The 23,722-nt window shown below is 44.8% G+C and carries 18 protein-coding genes; 5 read left to right on the top strand and 13 right to left on the bottom strand.

Annotation, left to right across the window (positions count from 1 at the left end; genetic code table 11):
• Positions 1–39: 39 nt before the first annotated feature.
• Positions 40–1,752 (bottom strand): bifunctional 2-polyprenyl-6-hydroxyphenol methylase/3-demethylubiquinol 3-O-methyltransferase UbiG, encoded by a 1,713-nt coding sequence (locus ACED25_RS15145; RefSeq protein WP_102258217.1) that lies wholly within the window; start codon positions 1,750–1,752, stop codon positions 40–42.
• Positions 1,753–2,021: 269 nt separating this feature from the next.
• On the opposite strand from ACED25_RS15145, the gene ACED25_RS15140 reads away from it, so the two are divergent.
• The 4 genes from ACED25_RS15140 to ACED25_RS15125 all read left to right on the top strand — a co-directional run bounded on the left by ACED25_RS15140 (position 2,022) and on the right by ACED25_RS15125 (position 7,463).
• Positions 2,022–2,960 carry a hypothetical protein gene (locus ACED25_RS15140; RefSeq protein WP_371695582.1) on the top strand — a complete coding sequence of 313 codons (939 nt, stop codon included), beginning with the start codon at positions 2,022–2,024 and terminating at the stop codon, positions 2,958–2,960.
• A gap of 197 nt (positions 2,961–3,157) precedes the next feature.
• Positions 3,158–3,925: a 1-acylglycerol-3-phosphate O-acyltransferase gene (locus tag ACED25_RS15135; protein ID WP_371695581.1), complete on the top strand. Its 768-nt coding sequence runs from the start codon at positions 3,158–3,160 to the stop codon at positions 3,923–3,925.
• Between the two features lie 177 nt (positions 3,926–4,102).
• Positions 4,103–5,443, top strand: a complete 1,341-nt coding sequence (locus tag ACED25_RS15130; protein WP_371695580.1) for an MBL fold metallo-hydrolase — start codon at positions 4,103–4,105, stop codon at positions 5,441–5,443.
• 472 nt (positions 5,444–5,915) lie between these two features.
• A complete protein-coding gene (locus tag ACED25_RS15125; RefSeq protein WP_009848307.1) occupies positions 5,916–7,463 on the top strand; it encodes a sodium:alanine symporter family protein in 1,548 nt (515 codons plus the stop codon).
• Between the two features lie 159 nt (positions 7,464–7,622).
• Here ACED25_RS15125 and ACED25_RS15120 read toward each other — a convergent pair whose 3' ends face one another.
• From ACED25_RS15120 to guaB, 5 genes are all read right to left on the bottom strand, one after another.
• On the bottom strand, positions 7,623–8,216 hold the full coding sequence (locus ACED25_RS15120; protein ID WP_010440610.1) for a GPR1/FUN34/YaaH family transporter: 594 nt from the start codon (positions 8,214–8,216) through the stop codon (positions 7,623–7,625).
• Positions 8,217–8,303: 87 nt separating this feature from the next.
• Positions 8,304–9,098, bottom strand: a complete 795-nt coding sequence (locus ACED25_RS15115) for a hypothetical protein (RefSeq protein WP_017098063.1) — start codon at positions 9,096–9,098, stop codon at positions 8,304–8,306.
• Between the two features lie 142 nt (positions 9,099–9,240).
• On the bottom strand, positions 9,241–10,953 hold the full coding sequence (locus tag ACED25_RS15110) for a chitinase (protein ID WP_371695579.1): 1,713 nt from the start codon (positions 10,951–10,953) through the stop codon (positions 9,241–9,243).
• A 288-nt stretch (positions 10,954–11,241) separates the two neighbouring features.
• Complete coding sequence (gene guaA, locus ACED25_RS15105; protein ID WP_017098065.1) at positions 11,242–12,795, bottom strand: glutamine-hydrolyzing GMP synthase; 1,554 nt, start codon at positions 12,793–12,795, stop codon at positions 11,242–11,244.
• 365 nt (positions 12,796–13,160) lie between these two features.
• Complete coding sequence (gene guaB / locus ACED25_RS15100) at positions 13,161–14,624, bottom strand: IMP dehydrogenase (RefSeq protein ID WP_004735127.1); 1,464 nt, start codon at positions 14,622–14,624, stop codon at positions 13,161–13,163.
• Positions 14,625–14,895: 271 nt separating this feature from the next.
• Between guaB and xseA the strand changes: the two genes are divergently transcribed.
• Positions 14,896–16,242 (top strand): exodeoxyribonuclease VII large subunit, encoded by a 1,347-nt coding sequence (xseA, locus tag ACED25_RS15095; protein ID WP_371695577.1) that lies wholly within the window; start codon positions 14,896–14,898, stop codon positions 16,240–16,242.
• An 89-nt stretch (positions 16,243–16,331) separates the two neighbouring features.
• On the opposite strand, the gene ACED25_RS15090 is transcribed toward xseA, so the two are convergent.
• The 7 genes from ACED25_RS15090 to hisS all read right to left on the bottom strand — a co-directional run bounded on the left by ACED25_RS15090 (position 16,332) and on the right by hisS (position 23,693).
• Positions 16,332–16,559 (bottom strand): zinc ribbon domain-containing protein, encoded by a 228-nt coding sequence (locus tag ACED25_RS15090; RefSeq protein WP_371695576.1) that lies wholly within the window; start codon positions 16,557–16,559, stop codon positions 16,332–16,334.
• Between the two features lie 42 nt (positions 16,560–16,601).
• Entirely contained in the window at positions 16,602–17,597 is a 996-nt protein-coding gene (locus ACED25_RS15085) for a diguanylate cyclase (protein WP_371695575.1), read from the bottom strand.
• A 290-nt stretch (positions 17,598–17,887) separates the two neighbouring features.
• Positions 17,888–18,790: an alanyl-tRNA editing protein gene (locus tag ACED25_RS15080; protein ID WP_371695574.1), complete on the bottom strand. Its 903-nt coding sequence runs from the start codon at positions 18,788–18,790 to the stop codon at positions 17,888–17,890.
• A gap of 132 nt (positions 18,791–18,922) precedes the next feature.
• Entirely contained in the window at positions 18,923–20,404 is a 1,482-nt protein-coding gene (gene der / locus ACED25_RS15075; RefSeq protein ID WP_010440555.1) for a ribosome biogenesis GTPase Der, read from the bottom strand.
• 158 nt (positions 20,405–20,562) lie between these two features.
• Positions 20,563–21,723, bottom strand: a complete 1,161-nt coding sequence (bamB, locus tag ACED25_RS15070) for an outer membrane protein assembly factor BamB (protein ID WP_009848297.1) — start codon at positions 21,721–21,723, stop codon at positions 20,563–20,565.
• A gap of 10 nt (positions 21,724–21,733) precedes the next feature.
• On the bottom strand, positions 21,734–22,348 hold the full coding sequence (locus ACED25_RS15065; protein WP_065678454.1) for a YfgM family protein: 615 nt from the start codon (positions 22,346–22,348) through the stop codon (positions 21,734–21,736).
• Positions 22,349–22,424: 76 nt separating this feature from the next.
• Entirely contained in the window at positions 22,425–23,693 is a 1,269-nt protein-coding gene (hisS, locus tag ACED25_RS15060) for a histidine--tRNA ligase (RefSeq protein ID WP_012603314.1), read from the bottom strand.
• Positions 23,694–23,722: the final 29 nt, after the last annotated feature.

Below are 23,722 nucleotides of genomic sequence, written 5' to 3'. Positions count from 1 at the left end.
TTTGTTGAGGGCTATTTGGGATAACTAGCCACTTAATGATCAGTGCCACTCATTAATTAACAGTCTGCTTTTCACGCCACGTACCTGTAAACCCATTGCATCGAACACCTCTTCGAAGTCTCGACACTGTGGTGGAATATTGGGTAAAGAAAGTGCTGCTTCAGAAAAGAATTGTTGTTCAAAATGAGCCGAATCGCTCCACGCCAATTGCCACCATTCGAGAATACGAAATTTAGACGCTCGAAGTTTTTCAGCCGTAGGAACTTTGTCACTTTTGCTTAGGTTCTCTTTGCTTGTGGTCGGAAAGAGGTTCCACTTGTCGTTATTCGGCCAATAAGCAAAAGGCAAGCAGTGATCAACGTGATACTCATTTTTTAATGATTTTCCACTCCAGACACTGACAATATCGGCACGTTCAGATCTAAGTTGTTCGACACGTTTACGCACATCGCGAGTATCGTGGTTTTGATCGATCCATACCAAGCAGTCGTGATACGTCTGTAGTGAGATACTTCGCTGTCGGTTCAACTCGAAACGCTGCATCTCCATGACCCATTGATTCACCACCAGCGGTTCAATCCAAGAGTGGTAGATTCTAAAGCACTCCCACAGGCTTTCATCGAGAGTGAAATAGCCAAAGCTTTCTAAGAACTCACTATCAATGACCAGTGATTCTCGGCTCTTCCGTCGTTTCTGAGGTGGGTATATATCGAATAGTCGGTTGTCTTTCGAGCCTTGATAAATAAAAGTCACAGGCCCTGATTTAATGGTGCTGATCGTTTGTGAAAACAGCTTCTGTAGTGCCTTGGCTTCATCGCCGAGAAACATAGTGCCTATCGCTAGATCATCAGCACTGAGGTGTTTGAGTTTATTCCAACCATCCTCTTTTACAAATCCGAGGCCTTTACTCGTGTTGCTATTTTGCTGAATCCCAGCGCCTTCTATATCGATATCAATCAAACGCTTAAACTGCCTTACCCAATACAGAGCAACTAAGCCCACTGGTAGAGAAATTTTCCCATCCGTTCGATCAATCACAGCGCCTGAATGAGCATCCGCAATTCTCAGTAAAGTTCTTAATAAGGCCAGCTTGTATGTGGCCGACTTGTTGTCATTCACAATAATGTGGCGCACCTTGTTCAAGTCGCCGGAGCCATCATCTGGTAATGTCATCACCACGGTTTGCCACCACACTTCACTGCGGTTCAATGTATCTTGGCTATCATCAACATGACGAACCAACAAGGCGCTGTTTTTTGATAAACGCTCGAGCTCTTCAACTGAGACTTCATAGCCTTGTCGACTGTCTTTAAACTCCCCATGACGCAAAGTAATCACCAACTTGCCATTTGGAGCCAGCAAGTTAGACAACTTTCTAAATGCACGCTCTCGATGAGACGAGGCTAAGTGCATCCATACTGCGCTCACCAATATCAAGTCAAAACGCATTCCGAGGTTTTCAGTGCGGCCAAGCGAGGGAAGTGAATCATCAATCCAGGTAACACTTGGGCTTGTATATTTGGAGCCTTGTTCGCGTAATAAAGCACTTGGTTCTATCGCAATAACATCAGCTCCGGCTTTGTGCATCCATAGCGCATCACGACCACTTCCTGCACCAACATCTAGTACTTTATCGCCCTCTAAAGGCCAATAAGCTTGCCAGCTTTTATGCACCGTCTCGAACGTCACTGAGTTGTACTGTTCACAAAGTGTGTGAGCATTTTTATCGTAAAAAGGAATCGATGAGGACATATGCGCTATTGGGGTAAGGAGTCTATCTCAATAGTAATGGGGAGCTAAGGCGATTGCTAGCAGCTCATGTAAGTTCAGCCACACCAATCAATATTTATCGTTAGTGACTGTTTTATATCAATATCCACCTAATGAGCTCATCAGGCGAGTCACATCACGAATCAGTTTCGTCAGCAAAACAAAAACAAACAAGGTGCAAGCTGACGCGCGAACAGGGATAATTGTTTTGATAATTAAACCAACCTCAAACCCCCAGCCGATAAAGACTAATGACCACATACTCGTACATAGACATCCCATTCAACCTGCGCCACACCTGTTGGTTTTGTGGTGAACCTTCCAGTAACCTTGTTGAATTTCCTAAGACAGCGCAGGCTGTTGCCAAGATAGGCCATTCACCGATAGCACTGCCGGCTTGTAATGAGTGTGCGAGAGTTAACTATTCAAAGAATCTGACCTCAATTTGGTCTGTGCGCGATCAGATAAAACACACTCTGATAGACAAATACGCTAAGCACCTTGGCATCGGTGAGAACTGGACGGAGCAAGAGCTTATTGATTCTGATTTCTCGGGCTCGACACTTGGCGGGTTTGGGCGCAGCGCTTGGAAGATGTATCAAATCGCCAAGCAACGCGTCGATTATAAAGGCTGGCCTTTGTCGGTTGATGACATCCCACTTGAGGTATACGACGAAACCAGTGGCTTTGAGTTTGACGGTACTCGTTATGCCTCAATCAATTCATGTATCGACTATTTCACCAAAGCAGCAGGCGTAGACAAAGAGCTGTTGTCGCAGCTTGTCGACATCGTTTCATCAGACCGATTTAGCTACGCACTGCGAATCGCCAAGCTGAACAAGAATATCTCTAATACCAAGCGCTCGGAGATCGTCGAAGAGGTACTACAACAAGAGTCTGAACAAGAAGAGATACTGCTTGAGCAAGCTAATTCCGTGTTTAACCCAAACATCGAAGAGGTGAATATTTCAGGCTCAATAGCGCCTGTATTTGCCATTCAGTGGGCGCTGGCTAACAAGGTTAAAGATTTAGCCCACCTTTGTGCTCTCGAAGATGATTATTTTGACTATTTCGAGCACCTCGGCGGCCCTGCAGCGTTCATGTCTTATAACGGCCTACAACTCTACTTAGAATCGCGTCAAGATCCGGAATGGGTAGAAAAATCGGATCCAAATAAACAGTATTGGTGATCATAAGCCATTATTGGTGAACACGTGTAAGCTCGATAACTGTGTCAAACACCCATTGTTAGTCCTTGTTTTATATAAAGATCTAAAAATAGCCCCCTATCACAGTTAATTGTTGCAATTCGGTTAAATAGAGTGAAAACTTCAAGCATCTAAAACTATTTAATCACTGCCATCTTGCGGTGAGTAAGGAGTGAATTGTGCTTGCTGTTCTTCGTATTATTTTGGCTACGGTGTTTATTATTTTCACCACTCTATGTGCTTTTGTTTACTGCTTGTTTAGCCCCAAGAACCCCAAGCATGTGTACGTTTTCTGTCGTTGGTTCAACCAACTCCAAAAGATCATCGGTGTAAAACTGGTGCAGCGCGGCCTAGACAATGCCCCAACACCAGAAAACAGCGTCTACATCTCTAACCACCAAAGCATATTGGACTTTGTAACCGACCCAGGAATGCTAAGACCACGCACTGTTTCATTGGGCAAGCGCGATTTGTTGTATGTGCCTTTCTTTGGTCTGCTGTACTGGATCACCGGAAACATCATGATTAACCGCGAAGACAAATCCAAAGCACGCGATACCATCAAGCAAGTGGCGGAAGCGATTCATCAGAGAAACCTGTCTGTTTGGGTTTACCCGGAAGGAACCCGTAGTAAAGGGCGTGGATTGCTGCCATTCAAAACAGGCGCTTTCCGAATGGCGATTGAAGCTGGCGTTCCTATCACCCCGGTGTGTACCAGCACCACTCACAATAAGATCGACTTTAATCGTGCCAATAATGGCATTGTGATCACCGAGATGCTGGAACCTATCGATGTATCCGGCTACAAGCTTAGTGATGCAAGGGAGCTGGCCAATCGCTGTCACGCACTAATGGCAGAGAAAATTGCAGAGCTTGATGCCGAAGTGGCTCGTTTAGAGGCACAACAAAACCCAGAACTGGATTCAGACGGTTCTTCCGCGCGCTAACAAGGTAGTTACAGAAGGAACAAGAACTAACTCGCAACGAACCCACAGAGTCATTGCTCAGTTACTTAAAAAGACACTCAACGATCGCAACTCTCATTGTTCTTGTTTTACTTGCTGGCGCTTATCCGCACAATAAAAACAGGCGTTAATGGCTTTATAGAGTAATGGGAGTAAACGATGGAAGTGATTCACCATGGCGGCAAACATACCGTTACAGGATCTTGTCACGAATTAAGAGATTCAGGCCAAGCGGTTCTCATCGATTGTGGCCTTTTTCAAGGAGAAGACACCCGCCCTCTTGATATTGAATTTGAAACGTCCCACCTTAACGCTCTGCTGCTGACTCATACTCACATTGATCATATTGGTCGATTACCTTGGTTGCTTGCCAGTGGCTTTAACCAACCAATTTATTGCACGCAAGCCACCGCAGAGCTCGCTCCTTTAATGATTGAAGATGGCTTAAAACTGCAAGGGCTCAGCAATAAACAATCAAAGCTGATACTCAAAAAGATTCATTCGTTGATAGCTCCCAAGCCTTACGGGGATTGGTTTCCCATCACGTCCACACAACAAAACAACGGAAAGGATAGTCATAGGCCAAATACTCTGTATGCTCGTTTTCAACCTGCAGGGCATATCTTAGGTTCGGCCTATATAGAGATTAAGTTACCAAGCCAAGAGGTAGTGGTCTTTTCAGGCGACTTGGGCCCTAGTAACACGCCACTGCTGCCGGATCCTAAACCACCACAACAAGCCGACTATCTGTTTATTGAGTCGACTTACGGCACTAGCACGCACGACGATATTGCTTCACGCTCTGAACGCCTCAAATCAATCATTGATCGTTCGTTACTCGATGGCGGCGTTATTCTAATTCCGGCTTTTAGCATCGGTCGAACACAGGAACTACTATTTGATATCGAACACCTTATTTTTGAGCATCAACTCAGCAGCGATATTCCTATCATCCTCGATTCGCCTATGGCAGAAAAGGTGACGCGATCCTACCGACGCTTTAAAGAGTTATGGGGGCAAGAAGCAAAGCAGCGTCTTGAACTGAAACGTCACCCACTCGCTTTTGAGCAGTGCATTACGGTTGATGGACATAGAATGCACAAGAAAATCGTGAATCGCCTCAAGTCGACAGGTGAACCCGCGATTGTGGTCGCAGCTTCTGGAATGTGTCAGGGCGGCAGGATAATGAACTACTTATCCGCTTTGCTTCCCGATAAACGGACGGATGTGATTTTAGCGGGCTATCAAGCACACGGAACGCTCGGACGAGAGCTGCAACAAGGCGAAATGCAAGTTTCTATTGATAACAAAGACGTTGAGGTTAATGCTCAAATTCATGGCATGTCTGGCTATTCTGCTCATGCCGATAAAGAGGATCTCAATCGATTTATAGAGGGCATCGCGACTCCACCGAAAGAGGTGCATTTGATTCACGGTGAGCCAAATACTCAGTCTGAATTCGCTCAAGAACTAAAGGCGCGAGGGTTTGTGGTTGTTTGAAACACGCATCAAACTAGCCACTTTCCCTCAGTAAACATGAAGTCCTCAACTATCGAACCTTCAAAAAACACAGTCTCTTAGACCTGCGAGATCACTCGATGCAGGTGATATATTCCAATCAAATCCATCTCACCACTCATATATCAGCCGTTCATGCTAAGTGGCTTTAACCGCTGTTTTACGCAATTTCGTCTATTGTGCACACCTACCCTTCTTCTGCGCACCTCCCCACCCTTTTGTATTAATCACTATTTATTCACTTTGCAAAACACCAGCCGCAACAATCTGTTGCATAACAAGTTAAATGGAACGATTATCGAATTAGCACTAAGCATTAACAAACACCCTCTATAACTTGCTTTATGTCACAGTAATCCCAATGCGCAGTTAAATAATTTAACACTCGGGTTACAAGTGAAGTATTGTGTTGTTCGAAAAACAATCATAAGCAAAACTAACAGGGAAAATACTCATGCAGTCGTTCGTTGATTTTTTGAATGGAATAATCTGGAGCCCAGTACTTATCTACCTATGTTTAGGTGCAGGTTTGTTCTACTCCATCATGACTCGATTTGTTCAAATCCGTCACTTCTTTGAAATGTGGCGCTTGCTACTTTCGGGTAAAAGCTCATCAAAAGGCATCTCGTCTTTCCAAGCTCTTGCCGTTTCGCTGTCTGGCCGTGTAGGTACAGGTAACATTGCAGGTGTTGCTGCCGCTATCGGTTTCGGTGGCCCAGGTGCAGTATTCTGGATGTGGGTGGTAGCTTTCTTTGGCGCGGCGACTGCTTACGCAGAATCTACGCTGGCGCAAATCTATAAAGAAGAAGATGAAGGCCAGTTCCGTGGTGGTCCGGCTTACTACATTGAAAAAGCAATGGGTCAGAAGTGGTACGCATGGATCTTCGCTATCGCGACTATTTTTGCATGTGGCATTTTGCTTCCAGGTGTTCAGTCAAACAGTATAGGTAATGCTGTAGAAGCTGCATTTGGCTCAGGTGATATGATTGAAACAGCTATCGGTACATTCAGTTTCGCTAAAATTTTCACTGGTACTGTTGTTGCTATCATCCTTGCTTTCATCATCTTTGGTGGTGTTAAACGTATCGCGAACTTCACACAAATTGTCGTTCCATTCATGGCGTTGGCTTACATCATCATCGCATTCGTTATCATCCTACTAAACATCAGCCAAGTTCCTGTTGTTTTCGGAATGATTCTGGGTGATGCATTCACTCCTATGGCAGGCTTTGGTGCTGCAATCGGTTGGGGTGTTAAACGTGGTGTTTACTCAAACGAAGCAGGTCAAGGTACGGGTCCTCACGCGGCAGCCGCGGCAAGTGTTGATCACCCAGCTCAGCAAGGTTTGGTTCAAGCGTTCTCTATCTACATTGATACTCTTCTAGTATGTTCTGCTACAGCGTTCATGATCATCATCACTGGTGCCTACAACGTTCACGGCGGCGCTGAAGGTGTATTCCTTGTTCAGAACCTAGCAGCAAACATCGGTGCGAATGGTCCCGTATTTACACAGCTTGCTATTGAAAGTGCACTGCCAGGCATTGGTAAGCCGTTCATCGCATTTGCTCTGTTCTTCTTCGCATTTACAACGATTCTTGCTTACTACTACATCGCAGAAACGAATATTGCTTACCTACGTCGTACCATCAAGATCCCTGGCATGATGTTCGTACTTAAGCTTGTTCTTATTAGTGCCGTTTTCTATGGCACCGTTAAAACAGCAAACCTTGCATGGGCAATGGGTGATGTGGGTGTTGGCTTGATGGCATGGTTAAACATCGTTGGTATTCTGATCATATTCTTCATGTCTAAGCCTGCGCTTAAGGCTTTAGCAGACTACGAAGAACAACAGAAACAAGGTGTGACTGAGTACACATTCAACCCTGTAAAACTAGGCATTAAAGGGGCAACTTACTGGGAAGAGAAGTACAAGCGTAAAACAGGTAAGTCTCCTGAATCTGAAGTTGCAGACAGTAAACCTGTAGAGCAACCTTCAGCTTAAGCTTACCTTAGCAAACAGATTGCTTTAATAAATAGATAGCTTTAACTCGCGCTATTAATAACGCATAAAAAAGGGGTTAGCCATTTCGGCTAACCCCTTTTGTTTTGTTCATAACCAATAAACGGCTTATAACAAACTAACTGTTCCCAAGTTAGAGCATTAAGCAGCGATTTCTTGTGTTGCCATTTGAGGCGCTTTTTTCTCACCGATTGGCAGTACTGTGCGGCCATATTCGTTGTTGATTACTTGTGCCATTGCAAAGTAGATAGCTGACGCACCACAGAAGATACCTTCAAAACCAGCGATAGTACCGATCAGTTCGCTGCCTGTGAAATCACGAGCGGCAAGTAGGAAGAACAAAATAGTAAGTGAACCGAATACTACTTGTTTCGCTACTGGGTAGCATAGAGAACCAATGAACATGAAGCCAGTGAAGATGCCCCATAGTAGTAGGTACCAACCCATAAACGCTGCTGGACTTGCTGGTAGGCCCATGTAAGGCATTACGATTAAACCAACCAAAGATAACCAGAATAGACCGTAAGAAGTAAACGCAGTTGTACCGAACGTGTCACCACGTTTGAAACACATTGTGCCCACGATAACTTGGCTTAGACCACCGTAAAAAATACCCATAGCAAGAATCATTGAATCGATTGGAAAGAAACCTGCGTTATGGATATTAAGAAGTATAGTAGTCATACCGAAACCCATTAGGCCAAGTGGTGCCGGGTTCGCCAGTTTTGTTGACATTTTGCGCGCCTTTAAAAAAAGTTAATAAAATTTGTACGCAAATTTTAATCCGAACGGCATAAAAAGATAGATCGCTAAATCGCAATCTTAGATTGCATCGTTCGCCAGTTCGGCTTTCGTGATGATTTCAAGTATCTCGCCAACTCGTTTAGGGCTTTGTTCCATCAAGACCGCTTGAACCTCGGGCTTTACACACGCTAACCACTCTCCCGAAGGTTCTTGGTTAAACTTATCCATCGGGCCCATACTTTGGCTCCATGCACCACGGATATCAACCGTATCTTTGTGGCCATCGTTGGTCGTAAAATATGAAAATTCAAAGGTTGTCGCATCTACAGATGTGATTTGGCCAGATGCCCCCCACGGCGCAGAAAGTTCGATCATAGGACCGATAGGATAGCTTTCACCTTCAATTTCTACAGAAGTTGCTTCACCAATGTAAATTTGAGCGTTATTGGCTGATTCTGAGACAGTGAAAGGTAATGATGTTGATACAGAATTAGGACCTTGAGGCGCAGCTTGCTTTAATAAGAATTGAACGATTGACGGGTATGCATTAACAGCAGCATCAACTTCCCCAACAGACTCCATACAGCCTTCGTAATTCATAATGCCTGTACTATCGACACCTTTAATTAAAGCGCCTTCAAGTGTTTGAATAACATGAATTTGGTTACCTTGCTCCTCTATAGACGTGATTTGGCCTACAGGACTTTTTAATACTTGATAACGCTGAGCAACAATACCTTCAGAGCTCGTTTCAAAACTCAAACTGCCATAATTACCCCAGCCCAAACTTTGCTCGAGACCTGACTGCGGCGTACTGTTACACCCAGTAACTCCAGTTACCAATAACGCAAGAATAGATAGCTTTAACTTCATTTTAATTGCCCTGTAATAGAATTATTCACGAACACAGTTTATCGATAAATGGAAAGCACTACTGTAATAGAAAGTAAGGGAAGTGTCGTATAACTGTCACTGAACAAGCAAGCCTCTTATAACAGAGGCTTGCTTAGTTTAATTATTTACAGCTAATTTCATCCCAGAACCAGTTCGATTGAACAGGGCTTTCCCAGACACCTGGACCGTTTTTAGCTACGAAGCACTTGCCATTATGTGTCACCTTGTCGCCATTGCTCACTTGGCTAACACCCGCTTGCCATGTGATAAACACCGATGGATCAACAACGACAGGCGGCTCAGTCACAGGTGGTTCAACCGGTGTTGGGTCTACCGGAGCAGGATCGACAGGTGCAGGGACAACTGGCGATGGATCTGTCACTACGGGTGGTGTTGGTTCACCCGCTACAAATTTCCAAGGGCCGTCATTGGCAGGATCATCCCCTTGAGTCCACCATTTAGCTTGGTAAGTCGCGCCGTTGTGAGTGACTTGATCGCCAGCATTGTAAACCTTGGTCGCACTCCAACCGTTGCCACCGGGATTAGTACCAGGGTCAACCGGATCAAGCTTATCGACCACTTTCACTTCAGGCCAACTCGCATGTGATCCATAAAAATTGGTCACACACTTCTCATAATCTCCGGCCACCAAGGCTGAATAAGCGGTTTGGAAACCAACAAGCTCACACTCAAATGAATAGCCTTCTGGGCGGTCTGCGTAGTATTTCCAGTTACCATCCCAGTTGGTGTACAACACATCAGTCGCACCATTCAAGTTCAAGCTTCCATAAGGCGTTTGCTGCCAACATGTATTGGCTTCATCCGCTTCTACAGGGATCAGATAATGCGCAGCTAACCCTTCCCAATAACGAATTCGGTTAACCGGTTGGCCTTTGTCTTTGTTCTGCTCACCACACTCGATACCACCATTAATTACGTTGATTGTGGTACCAAACCCATAGCCAATTCCCGCATCCAACTCACGCTGAGAGGGTGTCCAAGTGCGGTCAATAACGTGCAGCATGGCAGGTTTAGGAGCTTGAGGTGTAAGGAAGAACCAGATAGCAGAAGCCAAATTCAACCATGAATCAGCAACCAAACCTGGGTTATTCAATAGAACCGTCGCATCACCATCGAACATAACTTCCGAGAACGCACCGTAGTTAAAATGGTAAGAAAGCTGTTTAGCACCACGTCCAAAGTAACCCTGCCCTGCCGCACAAGGCCAACGTGCATTCTGCCAATCGTTCTGACCACAACCGGTGGTGTAACCCTCTTGACCTTCTGACCAACCCATTTCTCGAACATGCACCAGCGCTTGCTGCCACTCTTCTAGAGCTAATGGGTTATCAGAGGTGTTATCTATTGCGATGTGCCCACCTGTTTCTTGAGCGAAATGAGCAAAGGCCGTGATGATGGATTTTTTACAGATGGCGTCTGAATCTCGACCATCAGTGTACTCTCCACAGAAGGCTGGGAATTTTCCAATCGCGCGTAAGAAGCGAGTATAAGTGTACTCTGGTGCTGCCATCTGAGTGAGGAAGTCCCATTCAGATTGAGGGAATACACGCTCGACTCGTTTCACGTTTTCAGGATTCGAGGTTAAACCCGGCTCAATCGCTTCAACAATACTATTGGGACGAGTTTGTAATGCTTGTGACCAGATCGCATACATAGGATCGGATGTTTTCGCTTGTTCAGCAGCTTGTAATGCCGACTTTTCAACAAGGTAGCCATTCGGGTTTTGCGGATCAGGTTGAATGTTCAAAGACGCGTAACTGTGTGCTGCTAAAGTGCAGCCAACTACTGTCGCCAAATATTTGATTTTTAACATGATGGATTCTCTTATCTGTCCTTAATAAGTCCATCAAAGAGTATGTGGCGCATGGGAAATGAGCTAGTCGTTACCATGTGAATTTATAAAAAGTGCGAGTGACACTTTTATGTATCCTTCAACACAACAAAACGTCTCATTGTTTCTTGAGGTGATATCTAGTTTCCAACTGATTTGGTGTCTAGTTGTCAGCTATAAGCTTTTAATACCCTGAGTCAGAAAGAAAAAAGCCCCGAACTGAGTTCGAGGCTTAAGATCTTAATCAAAACTGGTTAAATCTCTAAGAGATTACTCCCACTCGATAGTTGCTGGTGGCTTACCAGAAATATCGTAAACAACACGTGAAATGCCGTTAACTTCGTTGATAATACGGTTAGATACCTTACCTAGGAAGTCGTATGGTAGGTGTGCCCAGTGAGCAGTCATGAAGTCGATAGTTTCTACGGCACGTAGAGATACAACCCAATCGTACTTACGGCCATCGCCCATTACGCCAACTGAACGCACTGGTAGGAATACCGTGAATGCTTGAGATACTTTGTGGTAAAGATCAGCAGCGTGAAGCTCTTCAATGAAGATAGCATCAGCACGACGCAGTAAATCACAGTACTCTTTCTTCACTTCACCAAGTACACGAACACCTAGACCAGGACCTGGGAATGGGTGGCGGTAAAGCATGTTGTATGGAAGACCAAGCTCTAGGCCGATCTTACGTACTTCATCTTTAAACAGCTCACGTAGAGGCTCAACAAGGCCCATTTCCATATCATCAGGAAGACCACCAACGTTGTGGTGAGATTTGATTACGTGTGCTTTGCCAGTCTTAGATGCTGCAGACTCGATTACGTCTGGGTAGATAGTACCCTGAGCAAGCCATTTAGCATTCTTCAGTTTCTTAGACTCTTCGTCGAAGATATCTACGAATACGTGACCGATGATCTTACGCTTCGCTTCTGGTTCAGCTTCGCCTTCCAGAGCGTCAAGGAAACGATCTTCCGCATCAACTTTAATGATGTTTAGGCCGAATTGGTCACCAAACATCTCCATAACCTGCTCACCTTCGTTTAAACGAAGAAGGCCGTTATCTACAAATACACATGTTAGTTTGTCGCCGATAGCGCGGTGAGCAAGCATCGCAACTACAGATGAATCAACACCACCAGAAAGACCAAGGATAACTTCATCGTCACCTACTTGCTCTTTAATACGTGCAACTGCATCTTCAATGATAGATGCTGAAGTCCACAGACCTTCACAACCACACGCGTTAAGAACGAAGTTCTCAAGCATTTTTAGGCCGTTTTTAGTGTGCGTTACTTCTGGGTGGAATTGAACACCGTAGTATTTCTTCTCTTCGTTTGCCATTGCAGCGTATGGGCAAGTGTCTGTTTCAGCGATCTTCGTGAAATCAGCAGGGATTTCAACCACTTTGTCACCGTGGCTCATCCAAACATCTTGAGTTGTCTCAAGGTCGGCGAAAAGTGCAGATTCACCCGTCACTTGTACAGCCGCGTAGCCAAACTCGCGCTCAGTAGATGTTGCTACTTTACCGCCAAGTTGCTCAGCCATCGTTTGCATGCCGTAGCAGATACCGAAGACAGGAACACCTGAATCAAATACGTACTGAGGTGCACGTGGAGAATTATCTTCCGTTACACTTTCAGGGCCACCAGATAGGATGATACCGTCTGGATTGAATTCACGAATATCCGCTTCTTCTACGTCCCAGCTCCAAAGTTCACAGTAAACACCGATCTCACGAATACGACGAGCTACTAGCTGTGTGTATTGAGAACCGAAGTCCAGAATTAGAATACGTTGGTCATGAATATTTTTAGTCATTGTAAGCAGTCTTATTGGCTATGTGATAAAACGGAGGCGAGTTTACTCACCTCTGATTAACTCTTCAAGAAATAAAGCAAACGTTTTCGTTGGTTATCTGTAAGGCGATGTTTTGTAAGAATCATACGTTCAACAAAACAGGCTTTAGATATAATACCAATCACAGTAAGTAAGTGTTCAGGAATAGCGCAGGAAAAAAGCTTGAAAACAAGGCAGGATTTTCTGATAAGTAGTTATTCTACAATCAAAAATTCTAACGAAGTTATCGAGGTTTTTAACAAGCTAGGATGACCAGTTATTTACTACGATTGGTATATTAATGTGCCGACTAAATCAGCACATTATTCAAACGTTTGGACGTATTATTAACCTAAACGGTAGTTAGGTGCTTCTTTCGTGATTTGAACATCGTGTACGTGAGATTCTTTCATGCCCGCACCAGAGATACGAACAAACTCAGCTTTAGTACGCATATCTTCAACAGTTGCAGAACCCGTTAGGCCCATGCTTGAGCGTAAACCGCCCATCTGTTGGTGAACGATCTCTTTTAGACGACCTTTGTATGCGATACGACCTTCAATACCTTCTGGAACAAGCTTGTCTGCAGCGTTATCAGATTGGAAGTAACGGTCAGAAGAACCTTGAGACATAGCGCCAAGAGAACCCATACCACGGTAAGACTTGTAAGAACGACCGTTATAAAGGATAACTTCACCCGGAGCTTCTTCAGTACCTGCGAACATTGAACCAACCATCACACAAGATGCGCCAGCAACGATAGCTTTACAGATATCGCCAGAGAAGCGAATGCCGCCATCTGCGATGACTGGAATACCGTATTCGTTTGCTACTTCAGCTGCGTCTGCAATTGCTGTTACTTGAGGAACACCAACACCAGTAACGATGCGAGTCGTACAGATGGAACCCGGGCCGATACCTACTTTAACCGCACTAACACCCGCTTCGATAAGAGCACGAGCGCCAGCGCCAGTTGCTACGTTACCACCGATGATTTGTAGATCAGGGTATGCAGCACGCGTATCACGGATGCGGTTAAGTACGCCTTCAGAGTGACCGTGTGAAGAGTCGATAAGTAGAACGTCTACGCCAGCTTCAACAAGAGCAGCAACGCGCTCTTCGTTACCAGCACCAGCACCAACAGCTGCACCTACACGTAGGCTGCCGCGCTCATCTTTACAAGCGTTTGGTTTACGTTCTGCTTTGTGGAAATCTTTTGCAGTGATCATTCCTGTTAGTTGGAAGTCATCATTTACAACAAGAACTTTTTCAACACGCGCTTCGTGCATTTTCTCTTGAACTTCTTCACGAGTTGCACCTTCTTTAACAGAAGCAAGGCGAGCTTTAGGCGTCATTACTACGTCAACTTTCTTAGAAAGGTCAGTCACAAAGCGAACGTCACGGCCAGTAATAATACCAACAAGTTCGTTTGTTTCAGTAACAACAGGGAAACCGGCGAAGCCGTGTTTTTGAGTAAGAGCTACAACATCAGCAATTGTCGCGTCAGGGTTTACAGTAACAGGGTGAGAAACCACACCTGCTTCGTAAATTTTAACCTGGCGAACCATTTCAGCTTGCTGTTCAATAGACATGTTCTTATGAATGAAGCCTATTCCGCCTTCTTGTGCCAGTGCAATCGCTAGGCGAGCTTCTGTCACAGTATCCATCGATGCAGAGATCATTGGGATGTTTAGGGAAATATTCTTCGTCAGCTGAGTGCGAAGATCAGCTGTATTAGGGAGAACGGTGGAGTGTGCTGGCACTAGCAGTACGTCGTCGAATGTCAGCGCTTCTTTGGCAATTCTTAGCATTTGCAATATCTCACAATAATAGGAGTAAAAAGAAACAATCCAATCTCATCGTTTCGCCTAATGAGGGCAGCCAATTAAGGAAAATCAAACTGCATTTGGATTAGATATTGCGGACGGATTATACGGCCAACGAAATCGCTTGGCTACACATTTTTATACTTTTAATTTGCATTTACCCCCTTGCTATGTATTATATTGCCGCTATCTTCCATACTCACGCCCAGTGAGATTCCAAGAGAAAGACCTTCCTTCAAGGATAGATAGCGCTTCTATGACCAATCCAAACATCTTTACTGTTTCTCGCCTCAATTCAGAGGTTCGTCTCCTATTAGAAAACGAAATGGGAATAGTCTGGCTCGTTGGTGAAATCTCAAATTTCTCTGCACCAGTCTCTGGTCACTGGTACCTCACGCTTAAAGACTCTCGCGCTCAAGTTAAGTGCGCTATGTTTCGTGGCAATAACCGTCGTGTGACTTTTAAGCCTCAGAACGGTAATCAAGTGCTAGTTAAAGCGCGTCTGTCTCTTTATGAGCCACGCGGTGACTATCAACTGATCATCGAAAGCATGCAGCCAGAAGGTGACGGCAAGCTTCAGCAAGAGTTTGAAAAACTTAAGATGAACTTGGCGGCGGAAGGTTTATTTGCTCAGTCCAGTAAACAAATTCTTCCAGAACATCCTAAATGCGTCGGTGTTATCACCTCTAAAACAGGCGCAGCCCTCTTCGATATTCTCGATGTTCTCAAGAGACGCGATCCTTCATTGCCTATTGTGGTTTACCCAACCATGGTTCAAGGCGAAGAAGCGGCGATTCAGATCGCTCAAGCGATTGGACGTGCCAATGAGCGTAACGAGTGTGATGTATTGATCGTTGGCCGTGGCGGCGGCTCATTAGAGGACTTATGGTGTTTCAATAACGAGATCGTTGCTCGCACCATTGCAGCAAGTCAGATCCCGATTATCAGCGCCGTTGGACACGAAGTTGATGTCACTATCGCCGATTTCGTCGCAGATATGCGAGCTCCAACGCCATCAGCAGCCGCTGAATTGGTTAGCCGTGACAACAGTCATAAAGAGCAAGCTTATGCGTCTAAACGTGCTCGTTTAGTGAGTGCGATTCGTCATGTGTTAATCAAACAAGCGCAATCAACTCAAACGTTGAAATACCGCTTAGAGAAACAACACCCGAGCTACCAACTGCAAAAGCAGAGTCAGCAGCTTGATGACTTAGACATGCGTTTACGTCGTGGTATGACTCAATACCTAAAGCAGCATGCGCAGCGTGTTGAACGTAAGCAGCACCAACTTCAGCTGAACTCGCCAGTGAAACGCCTTGGTGAACAGAAACTGCATCTACAACGTTCAGAGCAAAAGCTATTGGATGCAATGGATAAAACACTACTAACTACTCGCCACCAACTAGCCATGGCTGCCGAGAAGTTAGAAACAGTAAGTCCATTAGCCACCCTAAAACGTGGCTACAGCATCACCCATTCAGCATCGAGTAAAACTGTGTCATCGATTAACGATGTCGAAATCGGTGAAGTGATCACCACCCAAGTTGAAGACGGTGTGATTGAATCGCAAGTGACAACAAGAGTCGCTAAGAGCGAGCTCTAGGTTCATTAGATACAAAAAAGACCCAACACTTTGGTATTGAGTCTTTGGTATAACATCACCGATTGTCGTTCAAACCAAATAATTTAAGGCTATTCCGCTGGTTGGAATTCGAACTTTACTCTCGATTTAGATTTAAGCTCATTACACCCACCATTACAAAAATAGCTCGCTGCACCACAGGCTTGAAGCTTCTCAAGTTGGCTGCTGCACTCAGGACAAAACCCAACCTTAGTAAAGTGTGCCTGACAACTTTCACAGTGATACTTTCCATCCCAACCTAGCTCTGATTGGCACTTAGGGCAGATATTTTCACTCATTAGCATTTCCTAACTCACTACTTTTTTTACAATCTACTACTGCTAAGACTTAGCTTGCTTGATTTGGTACATGTTCTTATCAGCTTGTGCGATCAAGCCTTCCAATGACTCAGGATCTTTATCATAAGAAAGTCCAACGCTGACAGAAAACTGAGTGCCATCGATATAGAGCGCTTGTTCCAAGGTTCTTTCTAAGCTTCGATAAAAGTTCAGCACACTTTCTTGATCATCAAAGCAAGAGAACACGACAAACTCATCGCCCCCATAGCGCCCTATCTTGGCACAGGCAGTCGTTGCCTCATCAAGCACTTTTGCAACGGCTAACAACACATCATCACCAAAGCTGTGGCCAAACGTATCGTTTATTGACTTAAATTTATCGACATCAACAAACAGGCATGCCATCACTTTTTCAGTAAAACAGCGGTTAGTTAACACCTGCTCGGCTTCTCTCAGCAATGCTCGGCGATTCAAACTGTGTGTTAGGGAGTCCCGATTGGCAAAAAAGTTGAGTTGATTCTCTAACTCATACTTCTCAAGCGCGACTGAATACAGAGAAGCCAATAACTCTAAGATCTCAAGTTCAAACTCATGAGGTTCAGAGATGTACTGACTGTAAATTGCGAAGGTACCTAATACGTGACCATGTGAAGAGATGATTGGCACTGACCAACATGCATGAAGATTGGCCTGATTGGTTGAGGCTAAGAAAGGAGTCCAATTCGGGTGTGCATTAATATTGGAGACCATGACAGCTTTCTTAAGTGCCGCCGCTTCGCCACAAGAACCAATTCCGGCACCAGCACCCACCCCTTCTATCTGCTGGTTATAAAAATCAGGCAAGTTTGGAGCATATTCTAAATGTAATGTATTCGATTCGGGGTTTAGCAATAAGATAGAGGCCATCCTTTGACCAAAAATCTGCTCGGTGAGTTGAATGATCTTACGATTTAATTCTTTGCGATCCAACCCAAGGGCAAGCTTTCGAAGCAAACTGTTTACTGCTCGGTGACCTTCTAATAAAAATTGTTGTTTCATTCACTAAAGCTTTCAATTATATGGTGGGAACAGCTTGTTCTTATGCAAGCCTATATACTGGTCAATATTAACACACTAAATTACCACAACACACCACCGAAGATCATAGGTTGATCTTTTGCTTTATCTACTTTGATCAGCGATCTACCCCAAAAAGAATATTTATATCACCACACACCGAAAGCATAAGTTACATATACTGCATTTCAATTTACAATGGAATATATAACTAAAATCAAACCAATAAAACCAATAATGCAGAACAATCTATTTTCGATCTTTAATTGAGATCATCGAGAGACACACGTCTGCATTTCGATATGTTGGTCATCTAATTGGGTTAACTTAACCGACAATGCCTTAAGTTCTGAAGTATTGTCGATGTGAGTACCACCACACGGAATAGACACTAAAGTCTCGTCATCTAGCTGCCATTCCCAGTAGCGAGAGTCTGTTAACGCCTCACCTTCTAGTCTCATCGTTACAAGAGTCGATTCAACAAGCCAGCCTGCAATCATCTGGTTGATGTCGGCCTCAATGCCATCAAGGTTCGTTAGCATGTCAGCAACGTTCAGACCGCGTTTCTTCAAGGTTTTACCTAAACGATACTTATCGGTACACAACTCTGGAGTAACAAAGCTAGTCACCTGTGCGTAGCTATTGAAGTCATAGCTGCCGAATGGATCTTTTCTGTCTGCATCTTTACGCCAGTAACTCTCAGCCAATACTTTATTCAACGCTAAGAAAGCAATATGTCCGGCACTATGACCGCGGCTCAAACTGGCTTGGTGCTCTTTATCAACCGACAACTCAATTTCATCGCCAATGTTAATCATAGAAGCTGATACAGGTAGTTGGTGGACAACCACAAACGCCCACCCTTCCGTATCACGCTTAACAGGGATATCTGCTGCAATATAAAGATTTCCAGTAGATTGCTCTATTGCACCAACAAGGCAATCTTCAACAATATACTGTTCACCACCTACACTGACAAAACCTCGGTCTGCTGGGTGATCGGGCCAAATATGACTCACTGGGTGGAAAGGTGTCACGTCAGTGATCAAGTGAGTTTTGCTGTCGTCACTTTCAACGTACACCGCTTTTGCATTGAGCAGCCAAGTTTGATGACAAAATTGAGTGATGGTTGGTGTGATTGCTGACGCTGGTGTAATCAAATCGCTAGTGGTCATATCATTCTTCTTTTGGAATCTAGTCTAAGTCGCTAGCTGATAACGGAATCAAAGACGCGATTATCAGATAACGTGAATTTTACTTAAAAAAATACCCGAGACAGGCTCGGGTATCAAATCTATTGGAAAGGTTTACTTACGACCTTTAACCATGCTCATCATACGTTTACGTTTACGTTCTTGAGAAATTGTCAGCTTGTTAGTCTTAGCTTCAAATGGGTTCTCGCTGTTCTGGAATTGAATGCGAATAGGTGTACCCATAATTTCTAGTGAACGACGGTAGTAGTTCATCAAGAATCGTTTGTATGAATCTGGCAAGTTACGTACTTGGTTACCGTGGATAACGATAATCGGTGGGTTGTAGCCACCAGCGTGCGCGTATTTCAATTTAACACGACGGCCACGAACCATAGGTGGTTGGTGATCATCAGTCGCCATCTTCATGATACGAGTAAGTACAGAAGTACCAACACGAGTCGTTGCTGACTTATAAGCTTCTTGAACAGACTCAAACAAGTGACCAACACCAGTACCGTGAAGTGCAGAGATAAAGTGAATACGTGCGAAATCAACGAAACCTAAACGACGGTCTAGTTCTTTCTTTACACGATCTTTAACGTCGTTATCTAGGCCGTCCCACTTGTTTACGGCAATAACAATTGAACGACCAGCATTCAACGCAAAGCCTAACAAGCTTAGATCTTGATCTGAGATGTTCTCGCGAGCATCGATAAGCAGTAATACAACGTTAGCATCTTCAATCGCTTTCAGTGTTTTAACCACTGAGAACTTCTCAACTGTTTCGTTGATATTTTTACGGCGACGAACACCCGCAGTATCAATCAGAACGTATTCACGCTCATCACGCTGCATCGGAATGTAGATAGAGTCACGAGTTGTACCAGGCATATCGTAAACAACAACACGTTCTTCACCAAGAATACGGTTAGTTAGTGTTGATTTACCTACGTTAGGACGACCAATGATCGCTAGCTTAATCGGTTGATCTTGAAGGCGCTTGAATTCTTCTTCCGCTTCTTCTTCAGTGAAATCAACTTGCTCTTCTTCTTCGTCTTCAAATTCAGTTAAATCGCTTACTTCGCCATTCTCAGCTTTTAACGCTTCAGCGAATGGGTTTAGAGCAAGATCAATCAACGCTGTTACACCACGACCGTGCGCTGCAGCGATTTGGTACATGTCTTCTACGCCTAGTTGCCAGAAATCAGCACTTGCAGCATCAGGGTCGATACCATCAACCTTGTTTACTACTAGCATTGAAGGTTTTTCTAGTTGACGAAGGTGCTTAGCAATAGCTACGTCTGAAGGTGTTAGACCCGCACGGCCATCTACCATAAATAGAACGACATCAGCTTCATCAATCGCCGCTAGCGACTGTTCAGCCATTTTAGTTTCAACACCTTCTTCGGTACCGTCGATACCACCAGTGTCGATAACAATAAAGTCATGCTCGCTAAAATGAGCATGACCGTATTTACGGTCACGCGTTAAGCCAGGGAAATCCGCAACCAATGCATCACGAGTTCGAGTCAATCGGTTAAATAACGTAGATTTACCTACGTTCGGACGCCCTACTAGAGCAACAACAGGTACCATAACAACCTCTACAATTTCTTCTCTAAATGTAGTTATAGGTAAGCACTTGATCGCAAGTTTAAACTCTTACCTATAACCACACGGTTTATTAATTTATAACAACAAAACGGCTCCTAGCTGTTACCAACCAGGAGCCGACTGTGAATTATATCACGCTTTTATTGGCTAATCGTTAGTTTCTTTACATCGCCATTGCGAGTCGTCACTAAGTAGCCTTCAGGCATTTCAATTGGCGCAACCGCAAAGCCGCTATCATCGACCAACTGTTGAGCAACAAACTCACCCGATGAACGATCTAACCAGTGCAGATAACCTTCAGTATCACCAACAACTACATAACCATTAATAATAGCAGGAGCTGTCAGTAAGCGGTTTTCTAACAATGGAGTGCTCCAAAGTTCAGTGCCACTACGCGCATCAACCGCAACCACATGGTCTTTGTCAGTCACAACGAACAAACGGCTGCCATCACTTGCTAAATCAATCGCTGACGAGTAGTTACGTTTCCAAACTGGCTTACCAGAACGAAGATCGATAGCAATCAGTTGACCATTGATACCTACGGTATATAGGGTGCCGCCAAGAACAACCGGTGATGCATCAACATCAACCAAACGATCAATTTCCGTTGCGCCTTTTGGCGTACCTACTGGCTGTTGCCAAATAAGCTGACCACGATCAACGATAGCTGCGGCTAAACGACCATTTGCCGTACCCCAGAATACACCACCTGAAACCGTAACAGGTGAGCTATCGCCACGAAGTGTTAGGCTTGGTACTTCTGTACTGATGGTCCATTTTTGCTCACCGCTTTCTTGATCTAACGCGGTCAACATGCCACGACTGGTATGAACAATAACCATGTTGCTTTCAGTTGCTGGGGATGCAAGCACCTCACCATTCACTGATACACGCCACAGCTCTTCACCGGTTGATTCATCCAGCGCGATCACTTCGCCATTTTCAGAACCAACAAATACCTTGCCGTAAGCTGCCGTTAAGCCACCCGATAAACGAGCCAGTACTTCTTTCTCAAGATCGACTTTCCAAAGCTCTTTACCTGTTTCAGGGTCAAGCGCTTTAACCATACCTTCACGGCTTGCAACAAATACTTTGTCGTAAGCCAATTCTGGCGTTAGTTTTGAAAAGTAGTGACCAACACCATCACCAACCGACGTAGACCATTCCTGGCTAGGAGTAAACTCGCTGTTTACCGTTGGTACTGGTGCCATGATTACGGTGTCTTCTTCACTTGCACAGCCCGCTAGCAGGCCAAGAGCAATCGCACACAACGCCGCTTTTGGAAACATCTTCTTCATTCAAAGCGCCTTATTTAGCTAGGTCGTCAAGTTTGATTTGAAGCGTTTGGCTCGCATCAGCAGCTTGTTGAGCTTCAGAGTATGCACTGTAAGCTGCATCTGTGTCGCCTTTACGAAGTGAGATATCACCACGTAGTTCAGCAACACGGCCTTTCCAAGATTCGTCAGTCATCGCTTCAAGATCAGTCAATGCTGCGTCAAATTCACCTTGCTCAGCTTTGATACGAGCAACACGGTAAGTCAGTAGTGGCGCTAATGCCGCGTCCTTAGTTGCCGATTTTGCCCACTCAAGTTGTTCTAGTGCAGCAGTAAGGTCACCCGCTTGAACTTGCGCTTTTGCTAATTGCATAGCAGCAAGTACTGAATATTCAGCGTCTTTGTTTGCGTCGATGAAAGCTTGAATATCAGATTGAGCATCAACGCCTTTAGCATCTAGAGCTGAGATTGCAGAGGTGTAGCTTTCTGAAGCGGCTTCACGCGCTTCAACGACTGAATCTTGGTAATAGCGCCAACCAAATAGGCCACCTAAACCAATAACCGCACCAAAGATTACGGCTTTGCCATTCTCTTTCCACCAATCTTTAATGGCTTCAACTTGTTGCTCTTCGCTATCGTAAAGTTCCACTTCCTGTCCTCTTTAATTCTTTAAACGCCAGCATAGTGCTGACGTTGATATTCATGATGAGCGTTTGCTCAATGGCTTAGATTAACGCAGCAACTTTTTCTGCAACTTCCGTTTGAGACACGGTTTGTTGCTCGCCGCCAACCAAATCTTTTAGCACAACTGTATTGTCAGCAACTTCGTTCTCACCAAGTACCAACGCCACAACAGCACCTACTTTGTCAGCACGTTTGAATTGCTTCTTGAAGTTACCACCACCGAAATGGTTCATCACACGTACGCCTTCAACGGTGTCGCGTAATTGATTCGCTAACTGCATGCCCGCGATCATTGTACCTTCGCCAGCAGCAACCATGTATACGTCAACACTACGGCGAACTTCTGTAAGCTCTAGCGTTTCCATCATAAGGACTAGACGCTCTAGACCCATTGCGAAGCCAACAGCATTGGTTGCTTTGCCGCCTAGTTGTTCAACAAGACCATCGTAACGGCCACCGCCACACACTGTACCTTGGGCACCAAGGCTGTCAGTGATCCACTCAAATACGGTGCGGTTGTAGTAATCTAGGCCGCGCACTAGACGCTCATTAACTTGGTATTCGATACCAACAGCGTCAAGAAGTTCACACAAACCAGCAAAATGTTGCTTCGATTCTTCACCTAGATATTCAGATAGTCGAGGTGCGTCACCTAAGATAGCTTGAACATCCGGGTTCTTAGTATCAAGTACACGTAGAGGGTTAGTGTGCATGCGACGTTTGCAGTCTTCATCTAGCACATCAATGTGTTGCTCAAGGAAAGCCACTAACGCTGTACGATAGCTTACGCGATCTTCTTGAGAACCGATTGAGTTCAACTCGAGGCGAACGTGCTTATCGATGCCTAGTTCACGCCATAGACGTGCTGTCATCATGATAAGTTCTGCGTCAACGTCTGGACCGTCTAGGCCAAACACTTCAACACCACATTGGTGGAATTGACGGTAACGACCTTTTTGAGGACGCTCGTGACGGAACATTGGACCCATGTACCATAGGCGCTGCTCATCACGGTTGATAAGGCTGTTTTGAATACATGAACGTACACAACCTGCTGTGCCTTCTGGACGCAGCGTTAGGCTGTCACCATTGCGGTCATCAAAGGTGTACATCTCTTTAGAAACAACATCAGTCTCTTCACCAACCGCACGGCTAAATAGGTTCGTCTCTTCAACGATAGGCATACGTACTTCGTTGTAACCGTATGCGCTCACCACACTTTTAACTGCGCTTTCTACTTTCTGCCACAGTGGTGATTGAGTTGGAAGGCAGTCGTTCATGCCTCGAATTGCTTGGATATTTTTAGCCACAGTATTTATTCCGTAATTTCTCACGACCA

This window comes from Vibrio sp. 1F263, from assembly GCF_041439035.1.
Lineage (GTDB): Bacteria > Pseudomonadota > Gammaproteobacteria > Enterobacterales > Vibrionaceae > Vibrio > Vibrio tasmaniensis_A.
The sequence above is the reverse complement of the archived record's forward strand: the minus strand, read 5'-3'. Positions and strand labels throughout refer to the sequence as shown.